Source organism: Aeromicrobium sp. Root472D3 (assembly GCF_001426485.1).
In the GTDB taxonomy this organism is placed as follows: Bacteria; Actinomycetota; Actinomycetes; order Propionibacteriales; family Nocardioidaceae; genus Aeromicrobium.
Genome location: NZ_LMET01000002.1, coordinates 333714 through 354074, shown reverse-complemented (window position 1 = coordinate 354074; position 20361 = coordinate 333714). Strand labels below are relative to the sequence as shown.

At 71.8% G+C, this 20361-nt stretch carries 12 protein-coding genes; 5 read left to right on the top strand and 7 right to left on the bottom strand.

Going from position 1 to position 20361, the window contains the following annotated elements; all coding sequences use genetic code 11:
• Positions 1 to 27: 27 nt before the first annotated feature.
• Together ASD10_RS16500 and ASD10_RS16495 are read right to left on the bottom strand one after the other, a co-directional pair.
• Complete coding sequence (locus ASD10_RS16500) at positions 28 to 417, bottom strand: holo-ACP synthase (protein ID WP_056611453.1); 390 nt, start codon at positions 415 to 417, stop codon at positions 28 to 30.
• The gene (locus tag ASD10_RS16495; protein WP_056611451.1) at positions 414 to 9449 is read right to left on the bottom strand and encodes a type I polyketide synthase; all 9036 of its coding nucleotides are present in this window, start codon (positions 9447 to 9449) and stop codon (positions 414 to 416) included. The genes ASD10_RS16500 and ASD10_RS16495 overlap by 4 nt, the downstream gene beginning before the upstream one ends.
• Positions 9450 to 9641: 192 nt before the next feature.
• On the opposite strand from ASD10_RS16495, the gene ASD10_RS16490 reads away from it, so the two are divergent.
• Complete coding sequence (locus ASD10_RS16490; protein WP_056611448.1) at positions 9642 to 10658, top strand: LysR family transcriptional regulator; 1017 nt, start codon at positions 9642 to 9644, stop codon at positions 10656 to 10658.
• Positions 10659 to 10715: 57 nt separating this feature from the next.
• Positions 10716 to 12326 (top strand): M4 family metallopeptidase, encoded by a 1611-nt coding sequence (locus tag ASD10_RS16485; protein WP_056611445.1) that lies wholly within the window; start codon positions 10716 to 10718, stop codon positions 12324 to 12326.
• Positions 12327 to 12438: 112 nt separating this feature from the next.
• Here ASD10_RS16485 and ASD10_RS16480 read toward each other — a convergent pair whose 3' ends face one another.
• From ASD10_RS16480 to ASD10_RS16470, 3 genes are read right to left on the bottom strand one after another with little or no spacing between them, the layout of a single operon-like run.
• Positions 12439 to 13209, bottom strand: a complete 771-nt coding sequence (locus tag ASD10_RS16480; RefSeq protein ID WP_056611818.1) for an SDR family oxidoreductase — start codon at positions 13207 to 13209, stop codon at positions 12439 to 12441.
• A gap of 11 nt (positions 13210 to 13220) precedes the next feature.
• Positions 13221 to 14438 carry an acetyl-CoA C-acetyltransferase gene (locus ASD10_RS16475; RefSeq protein WP_056611442.1) on the bottom strand — a complete coding sequence of 406 codons (1218 nt, stop codon included), beginning with the start codon at positions 14436 to 14438 and terminating at the stop codon, positions 13221 to 13223.
• 57 nt (positions 14439 to 14495) lie between these two features.
• On the bottom strand, positions 14496 to 15641 hold the full coding sequence (locus ASD10_RS16470) for an acyl-CoA dehydrogenase family protein (RefSeq protein ID WP_056611439.1): 1146 nt from the start codon (positions 15639 to 15641) through the stop codon (positions 14496 to 14498).
• A 103-nt stretch (positions 15642 to 15744) separates the two neighbouring features.
• Here ASD10_RS16470 and ASD10_RS16465 point away from each other — a divergent pair, with 103 nt between their 5' ends.
• Positions 15745 to 16320 carry a TetR/AcrR family transcriptional regulator gene (locus tag ASD10_RS16465; protein WP_056611437.1) on the top strand — a complete coding sequence of 192 codons (576 nt, stop codon included), beginning with the start codon at positions 15745 to 15747 and terminating at the stop codon, positions 16318 to 16320.
• 86 nt (positions 16321 to 16406) lie between these two features.
• On the opposite strand, the gene ASD10_RS16460 is transcribed toward ASD10_RS16465, so the two are convergent.
• Positions 16407 to 16952 (bottom strand): YceI family protein, encoded by a 546-nt coding sequence (locus ASD10_RS16460; protein WP_056611434.1) that lies wholly within the window; start codon positions 16950 to 16952, stop codon positions 16407 to 16409.
• A 100-nt stretch (positions 16953 to 17052) separates the two neighbouring features.
• Between ASD10_RS16460 and ASD10_RS16455 the strand changes: the two genes are divergently transcribed.
• Together ASD10_RS16455 and ASD10_RS16450 are read left to right on the top strand one after the other, a co-directional pair.
• Positions 17053 to 17526, top strand: a complete 474-nt coding sequence (locus ASD10_RS16455; RefSeq protein WP_056611431.1) for a MarR family winged helix-turn-helix transcriptional regulator — start codon at positions 17053 to 17055, stop codon at positions 17524 to 17526.
• 182 nt (positions 17527 to 17708) lie between these two features.
• Positions 17709 to 18575 carry a DUF559 domain-containing protein gene (locus ASD10_RS16450; protein WP_056611428.1) on the top strand — a complete coding sequence of 289 codons (867 nt, stop codon included), beginning with the start codon at positions 17709 to 17711 and terminating at the stop codon, positions 18573 to 18575.
• Between the two features lie 95 nt (positions 18576 to 18670).
• Here ASD10_RS16450 and ettA read toward each other — a convergent pair whose 3' ends face one another.
• Positions 18671 to 20353 (bottom strand): energy-dependent translational throttle protein EttA, encoded by a 1683-nt coding sequence (ettA, locus tag ASD10_RS16445; RefSeq protein ID WP_056611425.1) that lies wholly within the window; start codon positions 20351 to 20353, stop codon positions 18671 to 18673.
• Positions 20354 to 20361 lie beyond the last annotated feature (8 nt).

Sequence of the window (20361 nt, the reverse complement as noted above, 5' to 3'; positions counted from 1 at the left end):
GTAATCCGCGTCCGCGAGGGGGCGGGGTCAGCGCGACAGGACGACGTAGGCGATCGCGTAGTCGCCGTCGTGGCTCAGCGAGACCTCGAGCGAGTGGCCGGCCAGGTGGCGGGCCACCTCGCCGTGCAGGCGGACGCGCGGACGTCCCCAGGCATCGGCGACGAGCTCGATCAGGTGGTGGACGTGCTCGGACGCCACGGGCGCCTCCCCGTGCATCGACGCCGACCACGCCTTGACGACGGCCTCCTTGGCCGCCCAGCGGGCCGCGAGGTGGCGCCCGGGGTCGGTCGTGCGACCCCGGGCGTCGCGCAGCTCACCGGGCAGGAAGACCCCCTCGAAGCGCGTGCCGGGCTGGTCGAGCTGGTCCACGAACGACGGCACGTGGACCAGGTCGACCCCGACCCCGACGACCGTCACTCGCAGGCAGCCCCGAAGTAGGCGCCGTCGTCGCCGAGGCGCGCCGCCGGGTCGAGCAGCATGCCCGCCTCCCGCGTGCGCACGCCGGCCGAGCCCAGTCGGCGGTCGCCCGGACGCGAGTACAGCGGGTCGCCGCCGTACATCGCCCGGACGAGCCGCATGCGGCCCTCGATCAGACGCTCCTCGGCCCGCGCCAGGTACGCGTCGCGCTCGTCGTCCGACAACGTCGCGACGAAGCCCTGCGGGTGGACGATCGCGAGCAGTCCGGCGACGTGCCCGAAGCCGAGGCTCGTGACCAGACCGGCCTTGAGCTGACCCGTCGCGAGCGGCTCCCGCAGCCACACGAGGTGCTCGTGCTCGGCGAGGTCGTCCATGACGCAGTCGAGGCTGCGGTTGGGCGGCACGACGCCGCCGGTCAGCACCTGGCACAGCCCGATGATCTGGAACGCCGCCGCACCTCCCTTGGCGTGCCCCGTCAACGTCTTCTGCGACACGACGAACAGCGGGTTGCCGTCGCTGCGGCCGATCGCCGCCGCGAGCCGCTCGTGCAGCTCCGACTCGTTGCGCTCGTTGACGCCCGTCGACGTGTCGTGCTTCGACAGCACCGCGACGTCGTCGGCCGTCAGGCCCACCGACGCCAGACCGCGCGCCAGCGCCGAGCGACGTCCGCCGAGGCCCGCCGCCAGCGCACCGATGCCGGGCGCCGGGATCGAGGTGTGGACGCCGTCGGCGAACGAGCCGGCGTACGCCACGACACCGAGGACGGGCAGACCCATGCGGGCCGCCACGTCACCGCGCGCCAGCAGGATCGTGCCGCCGCCCTGCGACTCGACGAAGCCGCCGTAGCGACGGTCGTTGCCGCGGCTGAAGTAGCGGTCCTCGAGCCCCTTGGCGCTCATCGCGGCCGAGTCGGCGGTGGCCGACATGTCCGCGAAGCCGACGATGCCCTCGATGCTCAGGTCGTCGAAGCCGCCCGACACGACGAACTCCGCCTTGCCGAGCCGGATCTTGTCGACACCCTCCTCGACCGAGACGGCCGTCGTGGCGCAGGCCGCGACAGGGTGCACCATCGCACCGTACGAGCCGACGTACGACTGCACGACGTGCGCCGCGATGACGTTCGGCAGCGCCTCCTGCAGGATGTCGTTGGCCTTGCTCTCGCCCAGCAGCGTGTCGATGTACAGCGACTGCATCGACTGCATGCCGCCCATGCCGGTGCCCTGCGTGTTGGCCACGAGCGCGGGGTGGACCCACTTCATGAGCTCGGACGGCGTGAAGCCGCTCGACAGGAACGCGTCGACGGTGCAGATCAGGTTCCAGAGCGCGACGCGGTCGATCGACTCGACCATCTCGGCCGGGACGCCCCACACCGTCGGGTCGAAGCCCGTCGGGATCTGCCCGCCGACCGTGCGGGTGAGCTTCATCCGGCGCGGCACGCGGATCTCGGTGCCGGCCTTGCGGGTCACGGTCCAGTCGCCGTCCGCCGTGGCGGAGATGACGGTGCGCTCGGGATCGGCGTCGCGCAGGGCACGCGCCTCGGCCTCGGTGCCGACCGTGAACGACAGGTCCTGGTCGAGGTACACCGACGTCAGCAGCGGGGCCGTGTTGTCGACCATCGCGCCCTCGTCGACGTAGCGGCGGATGCCGACGGCCTCGCGGACCGTCTCCTCGTACCGCTCGACGAGGTCGGCCTCGTCGACCGCCTCGGACGTCGCGGTGTCGAACCAGCCGCCGCCCTGCTCGTCCCAGCTGACCAGGCCGGTCGACCAGGCGAGCTCGAGGACGCCGGCGGCCGACAGCTCGTCGGACACCTCGACCTCGAACCGCGTGCGGGCCGAGCCGTACGGGCCGAGCTCGCCGGCGCCGACGATGACCACGAGGTCCTCGGGGCGCGTGTCGACGGGGGCCCAGTCCAGCTGCTCGACGCGGTCGAGCTGCGCCGGCGACGGGGCGAGCGCCGTGATGGTGGCGGTGTCGTCCTGCGCGGCGGCCACCGGACGCCCGATGCCCTCGGCGAGCGCCTTCATGTCGATCGTCGTGCCGCCGAGGCCGCCCGTCAGGTCGATCGTCAGGGGCTCGGTCAGCGCGGCGGTGCGCGCCGCGGGCTCGCACGTCGCGAGCAGCGCGGCCGCCATGTCGTACGGCGTCCAGGTGCGGACGCCCGCGGCCTCGACGGCCTCGACCAGCGGGTCGTTGGCGCCCATCAGCCCGGTGCCGCGCACCCATCCGATGATCGCGTGGGCCAGCGTCACGCGCTCGCCCCACGTGCGCTCGGCCGACCAGCGCGAGACCAGTGCGTCGAGCGACGCCTTGGCCTCGCCGTAGCCGCCGTCGCCGCCGAACATGCCGCGGTTGGGCGAGCCGGGCAGGACGACGTGCAGCTTCGCGTCGATGTCGTGGTCCTGGCCGTGCGCCGACATCGCGCCGATGAGGCGCTCGACCGACCACAGCAGGATGCGCATGTCGACCTCGGTGCGGCTGCCGGCGTCGGTGAGGTCACCGGCGACCCGTCCGGCCGCGAACGGGAACAGCAGCGTCGGCGTCATCGCGGGCTTGAGCACCGTCGTGGCACCGGCCCGCGTCTGCGTCTGCTCGCCGTTGATCCACGCGACGAGCGCGTCGACGTCGGCGAACGACGCCATGTTGGCCGGCACGACCCACAGGGCTGCCCCGTGGACGGCGTGCGTCCGGTAGAGGTCCTTGAAGAAGGCCAGCTTGCGGGCGTCGAGCCCGGACGTCGTGGCGACGACCGTGGCGCCCCCGGCGAGCAGCTGCGCCGTCACGCCGGCGGCGATCGAGCCCTTGCTCGCACCCGTCACCACCGCGAGGTCGTCCGACCACTGACCGGCCGTCGACGCGAGCGCGTCGCGGGCGATCGACCGGAAGCGCTCGGCCAGGTCGACGTCGTCGACGTGACCGGCCCACCACGTGGCCTGGGCCGACACGACCGCACCGGCGCCCACGAACGAGGCGTCGACGGTCCGGCCGACGGCCAGGCGTGCGAGGTCCTCGCGGGCCGAGGCCCAGCGGTCGTCGAACACGACCGCCTTGAGGGGGTCGAACGCCGGGGCGGTGAGCTTGGCCCAGTCGCTGCCGAGCTCGGACTCGACGCGTGCGAGCACCTCGGCGTCGGCGGCGTCGGGCTCGACGACCGTCGGCACCGCCGAGAGTCCCAGCTGGTCGAGCACGAGGCGCGCCGAGGAGGCGAGGACGCCGTCGGGGCCCGTGATCTGCGCCGTGAACTCACCGAGGGCCGCCGCGTCGATCGTGGCCTCTCCCCCGCCGGTCGACGGCAGCGCGACGCTGACGCCGTGGCGTGCGGCGACGGCCTGGACGCTCGCGTCGACCGCGGCGTCGACGTCAGCGGCCGACGCGATCGAGGTCAGCGAGCCGAACTCGCCGCCCCGGACGCTCGAGCCGTCACGGCTCGACATCGCGAGCTCGGCGAGCACGTGGCTCGCCCAGCCGGCGCCGAGCTGCCACACGTCGGTGACGCGCTCGGAGATCGCGGCCTGGCGCCTGCCCGTCGGGCCGAGCACCTTCTTGAGGTGGTCACCGATCGCCTCGGTCAGCACCGGGCCGAACGGCTTGTAGCCGCGGGCCAGGCCCTTGACCTGTGCCGACAGCGCGGGGATGTCGGCGTCGGCGGCACCGTCGATGGCGCCGAGCCCCAGCTCGCCGCCCAGGTCGACCAGCAGCTGGTTGCGGCGCGACGACGCGCCGTCGCACAGCGACTCGATCGAGTCGGCGGCACCGATCTGGTCGAGACGCATCTTGGTCCACCAGGCGATGAGCAGCTGGGTGGCGTCGGACGCGTCGTACGTCAGGTCGGCGGGACGCGGGCCGCTGCTCGTGGGCGCCGACGCGGCGGCCGGAGCGGCGGACGGGGCGGACGCGGAGGCGTCCTCGACCGGCGCGGCGGGCGCCTCGTCCTCGACGGGGGCCTGCTCCTCGTCGGTCGAGAAGACCGCGGCGTTGTCGCGCTCGAAGTTGAGCACCTGCACCGCGGGGCCGAAGCGACCCGGCAGCTTGAGCGTCGACGACGCGAGGTTCGCGACGGTCGGGGACTGCCCGACGCCGATCTCGACGAACCGCTCGACACCGAGGCCACCCTCGGCGACCGAGGTGAAGAACAGGTCCTGCGTCTCGATCCAGCGCACCGGGCTGGCGAACTGCCAGGCCAGCAGCTCGATCAGCACGACGCGGCACAGCTCGCCGGGGCGCGCGATCCACGCGTCGTAGTCGGCCAGCACCTCGTCGAGGGGCTCGGACGGGACCAGGTCGGCGATCTCCTGCAGGAACGCGCGGTCGAGCGTGAACGGCCGCGGCACGAGGTTCGGCACGTACCGACCCTCGAGGATCGTCGGGTCGATCGTCGCGGGCAGCAGCTCGCGCAGCCGGTCGCGGAAGTCCGGCACGCCGCCGTGCAGGACCGTGGAGTGGAACGGGACGTCGATGCCCGGCACGAGGATGAACGCACCCTTGCCGCCGAACTCGGCGCGGCGCCGGTTGACCTCGGTCTCGAGCACCTCCAGGCCCGCGACGGTGCCGGCGATCGCGTACTGCGAGTCCTTCAGGTTGTAGTTCACGATCTGCAGGAACTCGCCCGTGCTGTCGGCGATGCCGTCGACGAAGGCCGTGACGTCGGCGTCGGTCAGACCGATCTGCGACGGACGGATCGCGGCCAGGCGGTAGTCGCTGCGGCCGGCGGCGTCGCGCGGCACCAGGCCGTGCATGACCGAGCCGCGCTGGAACACGACCTCGACGACGGCCTCGAGCGGGATGACGCCCGACACCGCGGCGAGCGCGTTGTACTCGCCGACGGAGTGGCCGGCGAGGACCGATCCCTCGACGAACGATCCCGACTCGCGCAGCTCGGCCATCTGGGCGGCGCCGAGCACCGCCATCGCGACCTGTGTGAACTGCGTCAGGAACAGGACGCCGTCGGGGTGCTTGTGCGTGACGCCGCGGGTGACGAGCGTCGTCGGGTTGTCGCGGACGACCGTGAGGATCGAGAAGCCGAGGGCCTCGCGGGTGTGCGCGTCGGCGCGGTCCCAGATCTCGCGGGCGGCCTTCGAGCGCTGGTAGGCCGCCATGCCCATGCCGGGGTGCTGGATGCCCTGGCCCGGGAAGGCGTACGCCGTCCGCGGGGCCTCGAGACGCGCCGTGGCCGACATGACCACGTCGCCGCCGGAGCGCACCGTGACGTCGACGACCTCGGCGCCGGCGTCGAGGCCGACCCGGTCGGCCTGCACGGCGACCGGGGCCCCCGGGGCCAGGGGCGACATGAAGCGGGTCGTCCAGCCCGTGATGCGGCGCGTGCCGGTGCCGCCGACGGCGAGCACCTGCTGCGCGGCGGCCGAGATCCACATGCCGTGGACGATCGGGGCGCCCAGGCCGGCCAGACGTGCCGCGGCGACGCTGGTGTGGATCGGGTTGTGGTCGCCCGTCACCGCGGCGAAGGCGCGCAGGTCGGTCGGCGCCACGAGCGAGGCCGAGGCACGTCCCTTGCGGGGGGTGTCGTGGACGTCGTCGCCGAGTGAGCCGCCGGCGCGCTCGGGGTCGGCCAGCTGGCCGGCGCCCGTGCGTCCGCGGATCGCGAACCGCTCGCGCAGGGTCGCGACGTCGCCGCTCGCCGAGGTCACGGTCACGTCGACCGCGACGACCCGGCCGAAGTCGGTGTCCTCGATCGAGTCCAGGACCGACGAGATCGTGAGCTGCGTCGGCGCGAGCGGCAGCGCGCCGGTCAGGCGGATCGCGTGGTCGAGGTGCACCAGGTCGAGCATGCCCTCGATGACGGGCGTGCCGTCGGCGGTGGACGCGTCGCCGAGCACGGCGAAGACGGACGGCCACGCGAGACCCACGAGCACGTCGGGCACGGGGTGCGTCGGCACGGAGCCGCCGGTGACGCCGGCGTGGTCGGCGACCAGGTCGGGGTCCCACTCGACCGTGACGGACGCGCGACCGGCGGTGACGGAGGGGACGGTGCCGCCCGCGGCGCCGACGACGAGCGCGCCCATGGCCTCGGCTGCGGCGTCGGTCGTGACGACGGGTGCCGCACCGATGAGGACCGAGCGGTCGACCGCGATGCGCAGCGTCAGCGGACGCGCCATCGGCACGGTCAGCTCGGCGACGTCGGACGAGACCTGCACGAGCGTGGCGCCCGTCTCGGGGTGCTCGGCGCGCTGCGGGTCGACGACGACCCAGCCGGCCCCGAGGCGGTGGACGGGGTTGCGGACCGTACGGCCGGCCCAGACCAGGTCGGTCGCGGCGAGGACGAGCGACAGCGCCTCGGCGGCGTCGTCGTCGACGCGGCGGCGCCCCGCCACGCGCTGCGGCGAGCGGCCGGAGGCGAGCAGACCGTCGATCGCGGCGTCCTCGAAGCGGCGCAGCAGCTCGGCGACGGGCTCGTCGACGCGGTCGATGCCGGCGACCGCGAGGGTCCCGGGGATGATGCAGACCTCGTCGGCGGTGTAGCGGGCGTCGTGCGCCTGCCACAGCGAGTCCGAGCGCCACCAGCGGCGCACGTCCTGGTCGAGGACCGGCACGAAGTTGACGGGCTTGCCGGGCGTGCGGCACTGGTCGACGAAGAACAGCACGTCGGCCGGGTGCAGCACGACGTCGTCGGCGGCCGGGTAGGCGTCGCGCAGACGCTGCAGCGCGGCGGCGCCGTCGTCCACCGTGGAGGCGTCGCCGAACAGCGTCCCGATGGGGCCGCGGTCGGCCTCGTTCAGGCGCGCCTCGGCGCGCTGGAGCATCGCGACGAAGCGGTTGCGCAGCGTCACGTCGAGCCACTCGGGCGTGCCCGACAGCTCGAGGAAGCGCGCGAGCCACCGGCCGTACGTCATGGTCTCGACGTCGCCGAAGTACGGCTTGGCGGTGCGATTGAGGGCCTCGACGATCTCGTCGCGGCGCGAGGCGACCGCCTCGGCGTCACCCGCGACCTCGTCGAGCAGGCGCCCCGTGCGTGACGCGGCGTTGTCGATCTCGTGGATGTCGGCGCCGAGCTGGCTGCGGCCCGAGGCCATGCCGCCCTTGGCCGTGCCGGCGCCGACCCAGGAGCCGGTGCCGGTCGTCTCGACCAGCAGCTGCTTGACGGCCGGCGAGGTCGTGGCCTCGAGCGTCGCCATCGCGGCGGTGCCGACGAGGACGCCGTCGAGCGGCATGCGGGGGAAGCCGTGGCGCGCGGCCCAGTCGCCCGTCAGGTACGCCGCGGCGACCTCGGGCGTGCCGATGCCGCCGCCGACGCACACCACGACGTTGTCGAGCGCGCGCAGGTCGCCGTACGTCGCGATCAGCAGCTCGTCGAGGTCCTCCCACGAGTGGTGACCGCCGGCCTTGCCGCCCTCGATCTGGACGTGGACCGCCGTCGGCGCGACGGCCTTGGCGATCGCGACGACCTGGCGGATCTGCTTGACCGTGCCCGGCTTGAAGACGACGTGCGTGATGCCGGCCTCGGTGAGCTCCTCGACCAGGGCGACGGCCTCGTCGAGCTCGGGGATGCCGGCCGTGACGATGACGCCGTCGACCGGCGAGCCCGCGGCCCGCGCCCGCTGCACGAGGCGCTTCTGGCCCAGCTGCAGCTTCCACAGGTACGGGTCGAGGAACAGCGAGTTGAACTGGTACGTGCTGCCGGGCGTCAGCAGCTCGCCCAGGCGCTCGACGTTCTCGGCGAAGATCTGCTCGGTCACCTGACCGCCACCGGCGAGCTCGGCCCAGAAGCCGGCGTTGGCGGCGGCCGCCACGATGGCGGGATCGACCGTCGTCGGGGTCATGCCCGCCAGCAGCACGGGCGACTTGCCCGTCAGCCGGGTGAAGCGGGTCTCGACGTGCAGCGAGCCGTCCGCGAGCGTCACGACGGTGGGCTCGTACGCCGACCACGGGGTCGACGGCCGCGGGGCGGCACCGGCGGCGGTGAGCTCGCGGTGGCCGCGACGCGTCGTCGTGGCGACGACCGAGGCGCCGCGCACCTGCAGCTCACGGGCCGACAGCCGCGCGGCGAGGTCGCCGGGGCCCAGGTCGAGCACCCACGACGCACCGGAGTCCATCGCGTGCTCGAGCGAGGCGACCCAGTCGACGGGGTCGACGATCGAGCGCATCGTCAGCGAGCGGGCCGTGTCGGCGTCGATGCCGCACGCGGCCGCCCAGGTCGCGACGAGGTCGGCGGCCTCGGCCAGGTCGGGGTGGTGGAACGCGAGCTGCGACGGCAGCGGCTCGAGGACGGGCGCGAACGGCGAGCCGCCCGAGACCTTGCGGTCGCGGTCGGCCTTCTCGGCCGCGGCGATCTCGTCGAAGCGCGCCTCGACGACGCGCAGGCCCTCGGCCGGGCCCGACAGCACGACGCTGCGACGTCCGTTGCGCAGGCGCGACACGACGCGCAGCGACGCCGGCAGCTCGGCGAGGATCTCGTCGATGCGGCTCGGGACGACGTTCGAGACGCTCAGCATGGTGTCGCCCAGCAGACCGCGACGGCGACCGACGAGCTGGGCGGCGGCACCGATCAGGCGCGCGACGGCGAGCAGCTCGGCGTCCGGGACGCCGGCCAGCGACTGCGTCGCGAGGTAGCCCTGGGAGTGGCCGACGACGGCGCTCGGCGCGAGCGTCTCGGGGTCGACGCCCTGGCGGCGCAGCGCGCGGAGGCCGGCCAGCTGGGCCAGCAGGATGCCGGGCACCGACGCTCCGGGTGTATCCAGCACCGCGGAGGTCGGCAGCTCGGGGGCGTCCTCGTCGTCGGCGGACTCCGACGAGGCGAGGACGTCGGCCCATGCCAGCGGCGTGAACGTCACGCCGACACGGGCCAGCTCGGGGGCGACGGGCTCGAGGAGGGCCTCGGCGCGCTCGACGAGGGCCTCGAGCTCCGCCTCGAGGGCGAAGTCACGGACGAGCCCGGCCAGGGGCTCCAGCCACGCGGCCCCCTGTCCGCCGAACGCGATCGCGTAGGGCGTCCCCGCCAGCAGGCGGTCGACGAGCGCGGAGGCCCTGCGGCGCTCGGAGGACTGGTGGGCGGCGAGCGGGGTGTCGAACGTGGTCACGTGGTTCCCTTTGGCGTCACTGCCGTCGCTGGATCGACGGGCGGTCCCTCCATCTTCGCAAAACATGAGGGGTTCCTCAACTTTAACGCGAGGGATTCCTCATGTTTTTCTGAGAAGTCGATCACGTACCGCCCCTCGATCTCGACACGACGCCGAAACGTCCCGGTCGTACGATGCAACCGGGGGTTACACATGGAGATCGACACCAGGCACCTGCGGATGGTCAAGGCCGTGGCGGACGAGGGCAGCATCACCCGGGCGGCCACCGCGCTCGGCACGACCCAGCCCGCCCTCACCCGTCAGCTGCGGCGCGTCGAGGAGCACCTCGGCGGCCCCCTGTTCGAGAGGTCGCGGGCGGGTGCCGAGCTGACCCCGCTCGGCCGCCTCGTGGTCGGCCGGGCCCACGCCGTCCTGTCGGTCATCGACTCGCTGCAGGGCGACTCGGTCGGTGGCGCGGCCCACCTCGTGCCGGCGCAGGTGCGGATCGGCGTCAAGTTCGGCAATGCCCTCGTGGGGCTCATCCGCGGGCTACGCTCGGTCGTTCCGAGCACCGAGATCGTCACCGAGAGCGAGACCCGCATCGACGGCCTGCTCGACCTGCTCAGCTCGCACCGCCTCGACTTCGCGGTGGTCCACGAGTTCGTGGGCCACGAGCTCGCGCTCGACCCGCGCCTGCGGGTGCGGCCCGTGGGCTGCGAGCCGGCCTTCGTCCTGCTCGCCGCCGACCACCCGCTCGCCGACCGGCCCGAGCTCGAGCTGTCGCAGCTGCGCGACGAGAAGTGGCTGATGTCACCGCTCGACGTCGACCGCGAGGCCGACTGCATGACCCGCATCTGCTTCGAGGCCGGCTTCACCCCTGTCATCAGCCACTACCTGAGCGACGGCCATGCGATCGAGCTCATCCGCGCCGGCGAGGCGATCGCGCTCAGCACGCCCACCAACCGCGACTCCGGCATGGTGCTCAAGCCCTTGGTCGGCACCCCCATGCGCACCCGACGGCTGCTGCTCGTCGACCGCGACAACCCCTTCGTCGAGCACCTCGACAAGCTCGCGCGGTTCACGGCCGACACCCTGGCCGAGACGCTCGACAAGCAGCCCGTCTACAGGGCCTGGAAGGACGTCCACGGGGCCCTGCCCGCCGGGCCGCGGCCACGGCCCGGGGCCCCCACGGCCTCGTGGCCCCCTCCGGGGCATGCCCGATTGGCATGAACGGGACGCGCCGGGATCACTAGCGTCCTGCCTACTGCCCCACCGAGAGGACCACGCATGAAGAAGGTCATTGCCGTCGCAGGCACCACCCTGCTGGCCGCCGGGCTCGGCGTCGCGGCGCCGTCATCCGGCACCGCCGCCACGAGTCCCACGTCCGACGCCGTCACCGCGGCCACGGACTACATCCAGGAGAACCCCGCGAAGGTCCGCGGCACCTCCGCCGACTCGTTCGCCGTCACCCGCGCCTCGACGTCGGACGACGGCGCCTCGCACGTCCGGTTCTCGCGGACGTACAAGGGCCTGCCCGTCCTGGGCGGCGACCTCGTCGTCCACCTGACGTCCGCCGAGCGCGTCACCGGAACGTCCGTCGCGCAGGCCCGGACGGTCAAGGTCGCGACGACCCCGACCGTCGCCAAGGGGGCCGCGCAGCGCACCGCCGAGTCGGCCTCGCCCGCCGCGTCCGCCGACGCAGCGTCGGCGCAGCTCGTCGTCGACGCCCGCACCGGGGCCCCGGCCCTCGCCTACCGCACGGTCGTGACGGGCGTCCAGGCCGACGGCCAGACGCCGAGCCGCCGCATCGTCGTCACCGACGCGTCGACCGGTTCGGTCCGGTCGAGCGACGAGACGATCCTGACGCCGATCACGGTCGGCGCGACCTCGGGGGCCGCGTCGACCGCGCCGTCGGCCGCCCCCACCGCCACGGCGTCGGGCACGGGCCGCGGCATCTTCATCGGCACCGTGCCACTCAGCACCAGCACGGGCTCGTCGGGCTACTCGATGGTGGACGCCACTCGCGGCAGCGGACGCACCTGCGACCTCAAGAACCGCACGTCCGGCACCTGCACGACGTTCACGGACGCCGACAACGCGTGGGGCAACGGCTCCTACACCGACCGGGCGTCGGCGGCCGTCGACGCGCACTACGGCGCCTCGACGACGTTCGACTACTTCAAGAACGTGCAGGGCCGCAACGGGATCTTCGGCAACGGCACCGGCGTGCCCTCGCGCGTCCACTACGGCAGCAACTACGTCAATGCGTTCTGGGACGGCTCGCAGATGACGTACGGCGACGGCTCCGGCAACCGCGCGCCGCTCGTCGCGATCGACGTCGCGGGCCACGAGATGACCCACGGCGTCACCGAGAACACGGCGGGCCTGGACTACAGCGGTGACGCGGGCGGCCTGAACGAGGCCACGAGCGACATCTTCGGCACGATGGTCGAGTTCTACGCCAACAGCGCGGCCGACACGCCGGACTTCCTGATCGGCGAGAAGATCGACATCAACGGCAACGGCACGCCGCTGCGCTACATGGACGACCCCAGCAAGGACGGCGCGTCCTACCGGTGCTGGAGCTCGGCCGTCCCCGGCTCCGACCCGCACTACTCGTCGGGCGTCGGCAACCACTTCTTCTTCCTGCTCGCCAACGGCAGCGGGCAGAGCGCCTACGGCAGCAGCCCGACGTGCAACGGCTCGACCGTGGCGGGCATCGGCCGCGACAAGGCCGCGAAGATCTGGTTCAACGCCCTCGACCACTACATGACGAGCACCGAGACGTACGCCAGGGCCAGGCTCGACACCGTCCAGGCCGCGACGGACCTCTACGGCGCGAGCAGCACCGAGGTCGCCGCCGTCAAGGCCGCGTGGTCGGCCGTCAGCGTCAGCTGACCCCCACCGCTCGCGAGTCACGCACGCCCGCTCGCGAGTCGNGACGAGTCACCTGAGTGACTCGTCGCCGGGCCTCCGTGACTCGTCGGCGGGCGTGCGCGACTCGTCGGCGTCAGACGCCGCCGGTGAGCAGGACGCCGCCGTCGATCGTCAGCGTCTGGCCGGTCATCCAGGCCGAGTCGTCCGACAACAGGAACGCCACGACCGACCCGATGTCGGACGGCACGCCGAGCCGCTTGAGCGGGTACGGCGCCGCGACCTCGTCCTCGCGACCCTCGTACAGGGCCTTCGCGAAGTTGGTCTTGACCACGGCGGGGGCCACGGCGTTGACGCGGATGTCGGGGCCCAGCTCGACCGCCAGCTCCTCCGTGACGTGGATCAGCGCGGCCTTCGACGCACCGTAGACGCCGATGCCGGGCGCCGGGCGCTGGCCCGCGACGGACGCGACGTTGACGATCGCTCCCCCGCGCTCGGCCATCGACGACCGGTACACCTTCTGCGCCCACGCGATCGCGGCGACGACGTTGACCTGGAAGATCTTGTTGGCGGCCTCGAGGTCGACGTCGATCATGCGCCCGTACGCGGGGTTGATGCCGGTGTTGTTGACGAGGAAGTCGATCGGCCCGAACGCCTCGGTCGTGGCGGACACGACCTCGTCCTGGTGCGCCGCGTCGTCGGCGGCACCCGCGACGAACATCGCGTGCTCGGAGCCGCCCAGGGACTCGACGGCCTCGGCCAGCGCGTCGGCCTTGCGGGCCGTGATGCAGACGCGTCCGCCGTCGGCGACGATGCGCTCGGCGATCGCCAGGCCGATGCCCCGGCTCGCGCCCGTGACGACCGCGACCTTGCCGGTGAACCGTCCCGTGTCCTCCGAGGGGAGCATGCCGGCCGTCATCAGGAGAGCCGCTCGAGGACCATGGCCATGCCCATGCCGCCGCCGACGCACATCGACTCGACGCCGAACTGCTGGTCGTGGTGCTGCAGCGAGTTGATCAGCGTGCTCGTGATGCGCGCGCCGGTCATGCCGAAGGGGTGGCCCACGGCGATCGCACCACCGTTGACGTTGAGCTTGTCGAGCGGGATGCCGAGCACCTTGGCCGAGCCCCATGCCTGCACGGCGAAGGCCTCGTTGATCTCGAACAGGTCGATGTCGTCCAGGCCCATGCCGGCGTTGCGCAGCGCGGCCGGGATGGCCTCGACGGGGCCGAGGCCCATGACCTCGGGCGACAGGCCCGTGACGGCCGTCGACACGATGCGGGCCAGCGGCGTCAGGCCCAGCTCCTTGGCCTTGGTGTCGCTCATGACGACGACCGTCGCGGCGCCGTCGTTGAGCGGGCACGCGTTGCCCGCGGTCACGGTGCCATCGGGACGGAACACGGGCTTGAGGCCGCTGATGCCCTCGAGCGTCGTGCCGGCGCGCGGTCCGTCGTCGGTGCTGACGACCGTGCCGTCGGGCAGCGTGACGGGCGTGATGTCCTTGGCCCAGAAGCCGTCGGCGATGCCCTTCTCGGCCAGGTTCTGGCTGCGGACGGCGAACTCGTCCTGCTCCTGGCGGCTCATGCCGAGGTGCTGCGCGACGTTCTCGGCCGTCTGGCCCATCGCGATGTACTGGTCGGGCAGCTGGCCCGACTCACGCGGATCGGTCCACGTGTCGGCGCCGCCCTCGGCGCGCTTCGCGGTGCGGGCGACGGCGTCGGCGAACAGCGGGTTCTCCGAGCCGGGCAGGTCGGCGAAGCCGTTCGCGAACCGGCTGACGGTCTCGACGCCGGCCGAGATGTAGACGTCTCCCTCGCCGGCCTTGATCGCGTGGAACGCCATGCGCGTGGTCTGCAGCGACGACGAGCAGTAGCGGTTCACCGTGACGCCCGGCAGGTGGTCCATGCCGGCGAGCACCGCGACGACGCGGGCCAGGTTGTGACCGGCCTCGCCGGCGGGCTGGCCGACGCCCAGGTGCAGGTCGGTGATGTCGCGCGGGTCGAGGCCCGGGACCTTCGCGAGGGCGGCCTGGAGCATCTGCACCGACAGGTCGTCAGGACGCATGTCCTTGAGCGATCCCTTGACGGCGCGGCCGATCGGCGAGCGGGCTGTGGAGACGATGACTGCTTCGGGCATGGACGTGCCTTTCGGGTGGGGTCGTGTCGATGTCTAGGGGCGGTGCCGACCGTCGGGTCAGAAGCCGAGGTCGCGGCCGATGAGCTCTTTCATGATCTCGTTGGAGCCGGCCCAGATCTTGCTGACGCGGGCGTCGCGCCATGCGCGGGCGACGCGGTACTCGTTCATGAAGCCGTAGCCGCCGTGCAGCTGCACGCAGTGGTCGAGGACGTCGTTCTGGATCTCCGACGACCACCACTTGGCCTTGGCCGCATCGGTCGCGGTCGCCTCGCCGGACGTGTGGGCGAGCACGGCCTGGTCGACGTACGCCTCGGCGACCTCGATCTTGGTCACGAGCTCGGCGAGCAGGAACTTGTTGTGCTGCAGGCTGCCGATCGACTGCTTGAACGCCTGACGGTCGTGCGCGTACTGGACGGTCTCGGCCAGGATCTGCTTGGCGTGCGCGACGTTCGACACGGCGCACGAGAGTCGCTCCTGCGGGAGCCGTTCCATCATGTAGATGAAGCCGCGGTCGACCTCGCCGATGATGCGGTCGTCGCCGACGCGGACGTCCTCGAAGAACAGCTCGGCGGTGTCGGCCTCGGCCTGGCCGACCTTGTCGAGCTTGCGGCCGCGGCTGAAGCCGGGGTCGGTCGCCTCGAGCGCGAACATCGTGATGCCCTTCGCGCCCTTCTCGGGCGACGTGCGCACCGCCGTCAGGACCAGGTCGGCCGAGAAGCCGTTGGTGATGAACGTCTTGGACCCGTTGATGACCCAGCCGTCGCCGTCGCGCACCGCGGTGGTCTTGAGCGCTGCGAGGTCGGAGCCGCCGCTGGGCTCGGTCATGCCGATCGCGGTGACGATCTCGCCGGTCGCGCAGCGCGGGAGCCAGCGCTCCTTCTGCTCCTGCGTGCCGAGGTCGACGATGTAGGGCACCGCGATGTCGGAGTGGATGCCGACGCACGAGGCGAGGGCCGCGTTGAGCTTGCTGAGCTCCTCGGCCCAGACGGCGTTGAAGCGGAAGTCGCCGGCCTCGGAGCCGCCGAACTCCTCGGGGATCTCGAGACCGAGGTAGCCCTCGTCGCCCGCAGCGCGCCAGAACTCGCGCGGCAGCGCCTTGTCGTCGAGGTACGTCTCGAGGTTCGGGGTGACGTGCTTGGCCAGGAAGGCGGCGCACGAGTCGCGGAACGCGTCGTGGTCCTCGTCGAAGATCATCCGCTTCATGTCATGCCACCTCGTGCTCGAACGTCCGTCAGATGCCTCACGCACTAAGCGCTTGCTTAGCATGCAAGCAGTCCGTCATGCTGTCAACCGACGAAGGAGCGACATGACGACGATCACGGCCCGCGAACGGCTCATCAACGCCGCCGTCGAGGCGTTCGCCGAGAAGGGCTTCGCCGCGACGACGACGCGCGACATCGCGTCGCGCGCGGGCATGAGCCCCGCCGCGGTCTACGTCCACCACGACTCCAAGGAGAGCCTGCTCTACACCGTGAGCCTGCAGGGACACCTGAGCGCCCTCGACATCATCGGCCGGGCGGCGCAGGCCAGCACCGAGCCCGTCGAGCGCATCCGCACGATGGTCTACCAGTTCAGCCTGTGGCACGCCGACCACAGCCGGGTCGGTCGGATCGTCCAGTGGGAGTACCACGCCCTGACGCCCGAGCACCGCGCCGAGGTCGGCGCGATCCGGCGCGACATCGAGCGGACGATGCAGGACGCCCTGGCCGACGGGGTCGGCCAGGGCGTCCTGGATGTCGTCGACATCCCCGGCACGGCGTTCTCGCTGCTGTCGCTGGGGGTCGATCTCGTGCGGTGGTTCGAGCCCGGCGGATCGCGCACGGGCGAGGACCTCGCGGCCCTCCACGCCGACCTCGCGGTCCGCATGGTCGTCGCGCGCTGACGCCGGCGGCACAGGGGCGCCCGGTCTCGGGGGGATGGACCGGGCGCCCGTGAGCCGCCGGCGACGCCACGCGACGGCGGGGGTCGTCAGGCCTGGAGCACGGCCTCGGCGACGATGTTGATCGTGATCTTGTCGCCGATCATGAGCTTGTCGGCGCCGTCGACCGGGATGTTGAAGTCGATGCCGAAGTCCTTGCGGCTGATCGTCGTCGTGGCCTCGAGGCCGACGCGCGTGCCGCCCCACGGGTCGCCACCCTCGCCGAGGAACTCGGTGGCCAGGTCGACCGACTTGGTCGTGCCCTTGATCGTCAGGTCGCCGGTGACGACGAACTCGCCCTCGCTCTTCTCGACGATGCCGGTGGAGACGAACGTCATCTTCGGGTTCTCCTCGGCGTTGAAGAAGTCACCCGAGCGCAGGTGCGCGTCGCGGTCGGCGGTGCCGGTGTTGACCGAGGCGAGGTCGACCGAGACGTTGACCGTCGAGGCGGTGACGTCGTCGGCGCTCGTGATGGTGCCCTCGAAGGTCTCGAACTTGCCGCGGACCTTGCTGACGAGGTGACGGACCGTGAAGCCGATCTCCGTGTGGCTGGGGTCGAGCGCCCAGGTGCCGGTGGTCACTGCGGTGCTGGTCATGTGGTGCTCCTTGGAAGACTGTAGTTGACTGTTCAACGACATTGAATGTAGCACGCAATTCAAGATTCAACCAGCACCTTCCCGACGTAGGATGGATCACATGGAGACAGGCACCGACACCCCGTGGCTCGACGCCGAGCAGCAGCGCATCTGGCGCATGTTCCTGGGCGGCACCACGGTCCTGATGGACCGGCTCGACCGCGACCTGCGCACGCAGCACGGCATCTCGATGCCCGAGTACGAGATCCTCGTCCGGCTCTCGGAGGCCCCCGGCCGGGCCATCCGCATGGCCGAGCTCGCCGACGCCGTCTCGCACTCCCGCAGCCGGGTGACGCACACGATCGCGCGCCTCGAGCGCGAGGGGATCGTCCTGCGCGGCCAGTGCTCCGACGACGGACGCGGCGTGTCGGCCGTCCTGACCGATCACGGCTTCGGCGTGCTCGAGCAGGCCGCGCACACCCACGTCACGGGCGTCCACACCTACCTCATCGCCAATGCCGAGCCCGACGAGCTGAAGGCCCTGGGCACCATCATGGAGCGGGTCATGCAGACCCTGCACGGCCGCAACTTCTGACCGACTGACGCCACCCCACCCCGCACCCGGCCCAGATCTGCGGAGAAGCGGACGCTCTCGGGACCACTGAGAGGTGCGGTCCTCCGCACTTCCGTCGTCCACCGTTGAGTGCGGCGTACCGGTCGTCCACACGTGGGACGTCGAGGGCTGCCGAGCACGCGGCGCGCCGCCAGCGTGGGTCCATGCGACCCATACCCGCCCAGCTCTCGGGCCGTCCGTTCACGCTTGCCGAGGCCGAACAGCTCGGCCTGACCCGCCGCATGCTGTCCGGCGATCGATTCGTCCGCGTCCGGCGCGGCGTCTACCGCTGCAGCGACACGCCTCCGACGCTCCGACTGCAGGTGCAGGCCGCACTCCTCGTACTACCTCCGGGCACGGCGGCCAGCCACACGACCGCGCTGGCCCTGGGAGGGCTCACCATCGGACGTCACGACGAACTGCACTTCTCCGGCCAAGGGCGTCCCGAGCACGACATCGAGGGAGTCGTGCTGCACCGCCGTCGCGTCCGCCTGAACACCGTGCTGGTCGACGGCGTGCCGGCACTGGGACCGCTGCGGACGTTCGTCGACGCGGCGACTGTGCTGTCGATGCGCGACCTGCTCGCGGTCGGCGACTGGCTGGTCTTCCACGAGCACGTCGACGTCCTCGACCTGCGCTCGTACGCCATCGCCTCACACCTCGACGGCGTGCGCAAGGCCCGTCGCGTCGCGCCGATCGTCCGCGAACGGGTGGCGTCGGTCTACGAGAGCTACGTGCGCTGGGACCTTCACGCAGCGGGGTTGCCGGAGCCGGAGGTCAACGTCGACATCCTGGACGACCACGGCACGTGGCTCGCGCGCGGCGATCTGGTCTACCGGCAGTGGAGGATCTTGGTCGAGTACGACGGCTGGCAGCACGAGCGCGACGCCCAGCAGCGTCAGCGCGACCACCTGCGTCGCGAGGCCCTCGAGGCGGCGGGCTGGCGCGTCATCGTCATCACGGTGGAGGACATGCGCAGGCCCGGCACCGTCGTCAGCCGCGTTCGCCAGGCCATCCGCCAAGCAGCCTGATGCACCCACCCGGCCCAGAAATGCGGAGAAGCGGACGCTTTCGGGTGTCCGAAAGGGTCCGCTTCTCCGCAAATCTGCGCTGGGGCCGTCGGGGCTCAGTCGCGGGTCAGGCGACGGTGCGTGACGCGGTGCGGACGGGCCGCGTCGGCGCCCAGGCGCTCGATCTTGTTGTCCTCGTACGACTGGAAGTTGCCTTCGAACCAGAACCAGCCGGCGGGGTTCTCGTCGGTGCCCTCCCACGCCAGGATGTGCGTCGCGATGCGGTCGAGGAACCAGCGGTCGTGCGACGTGACCACGGCGCAGCCGGGGAAGTCGAGCAGTGCGTCCTCGAGCGACGACAGCGTCTCGACGTCCAGGTCGTTGGTCGGCTCGTCGAGCAGCAGCAGGTTTCCGCCCTGCTTGAGCGTCAGCGCCAGGTTCAGACGGTTGCGCTCACCACCCGACAGCACGCCGGCCTTCTTCTGCTGGTCGGGGCCCTTGAAGCCGAACGACGCGACGTACGCGCGGCTGTTCATCTCGAAGTTGGCGACCTTGATGAAGTCGAGGCCCTCGGAGACGACCTCCCACACGTTCTTGTCGCCCGCGATCTCGCCGCGGCTCTGGTCGGCGTAGCTGATCTTGACGGTCTTGCCGACCTCGAGCGCGCCCGCGTCGGGGGTCTCCTCGCCGGTGATCATGCGGAACAGCGTCGTCTTGCCGACGCCGTTGGGTCCGACGACGCCGACGATGCCGGCGCGCGGCAGCGTGAACGAGATGTCGTCCCACAGCAGACGCCCGTCGTAGCCCTTGGTCAGGCCCTTCGCGTCGAGCACGACGTCACCGAGTCGCGGACCGGCCGGGATGTTGATCTCGCTGGTGTCGACCTTGCGCGACTTCTCGGCCTCGGCCGCGAGCTCCTCGTAGCGGGCCAGACGCGACTTCGACTTGGTCTGGCGCCCCTTGGCGTTCGACCGCACCCAGTCGAGCTCGCGCTCGAGCATCTTGGCGCGCTTGGCGTCCTTCTGGCCCTCGATCTTGAGGCGTTCCTTCTTGCTCTCGAGGTACGTCGTGTAGTTGCCCTCGTAGCCGTGGATCTGGCCGCGGTCGACCTCGGCGATCCACTCGGCGACGTTGTCGAGGAAGTACCGGTCGTGGGTCACGGCCAGGACCGCGCCGGGGTAGTTCTTCAGGTGGCCCTCGAGCCACTGCACGCTCTCGGCGTCCAGGTGGTTGGTGGGCTCGTCGAGCAGCAGCAGGTCGGGCTGCTGCAGCAGCAGCTTGCACAGCGCGACGCGGCGGCGCTCACCGCCCGACAGGTGGTCGACGAGCTCGTCGGCCGGCGGGCAGCGCAGGGCGTCCATCGCCTGGTCGAGGCGCGAGTCGAGCTCCCACGCGTTGTGGGTGTCGAGATCGGTCTGCAGGTCGCCCATCTCGGCGAGCAGCGTGTCGTAGTCGGCGTCGGGCTCGGCGAGCTCCTCGCTGATCTTGTTGTAGCGGTCGAGCTTGCCCTTGATCTCGGCGACGGCCTCCTCGACGTTCTCGAGGACGGTCTTGCCCTCGCTCAGCGGCGGCTCCTGCTGGAGCATGCCGACGGTCGCGTCGGGGTCGCGGACGATGTCGCCGTTGTTGGGGTGGTCGAGCCCGGCCATGAGCTTGAGCAGCGACGACTTGCCCATGCCGTTGGGTCCGACGACGCCGATCTTCGCACCGTGGAGGAAGGACAGGGTGACGTTGTCGAGCACCACCTTGTCGCCATGGGCCTTGCGGATGTTCTGCAGTGCGAGGACGTATTCAGCCATGCGGTCAA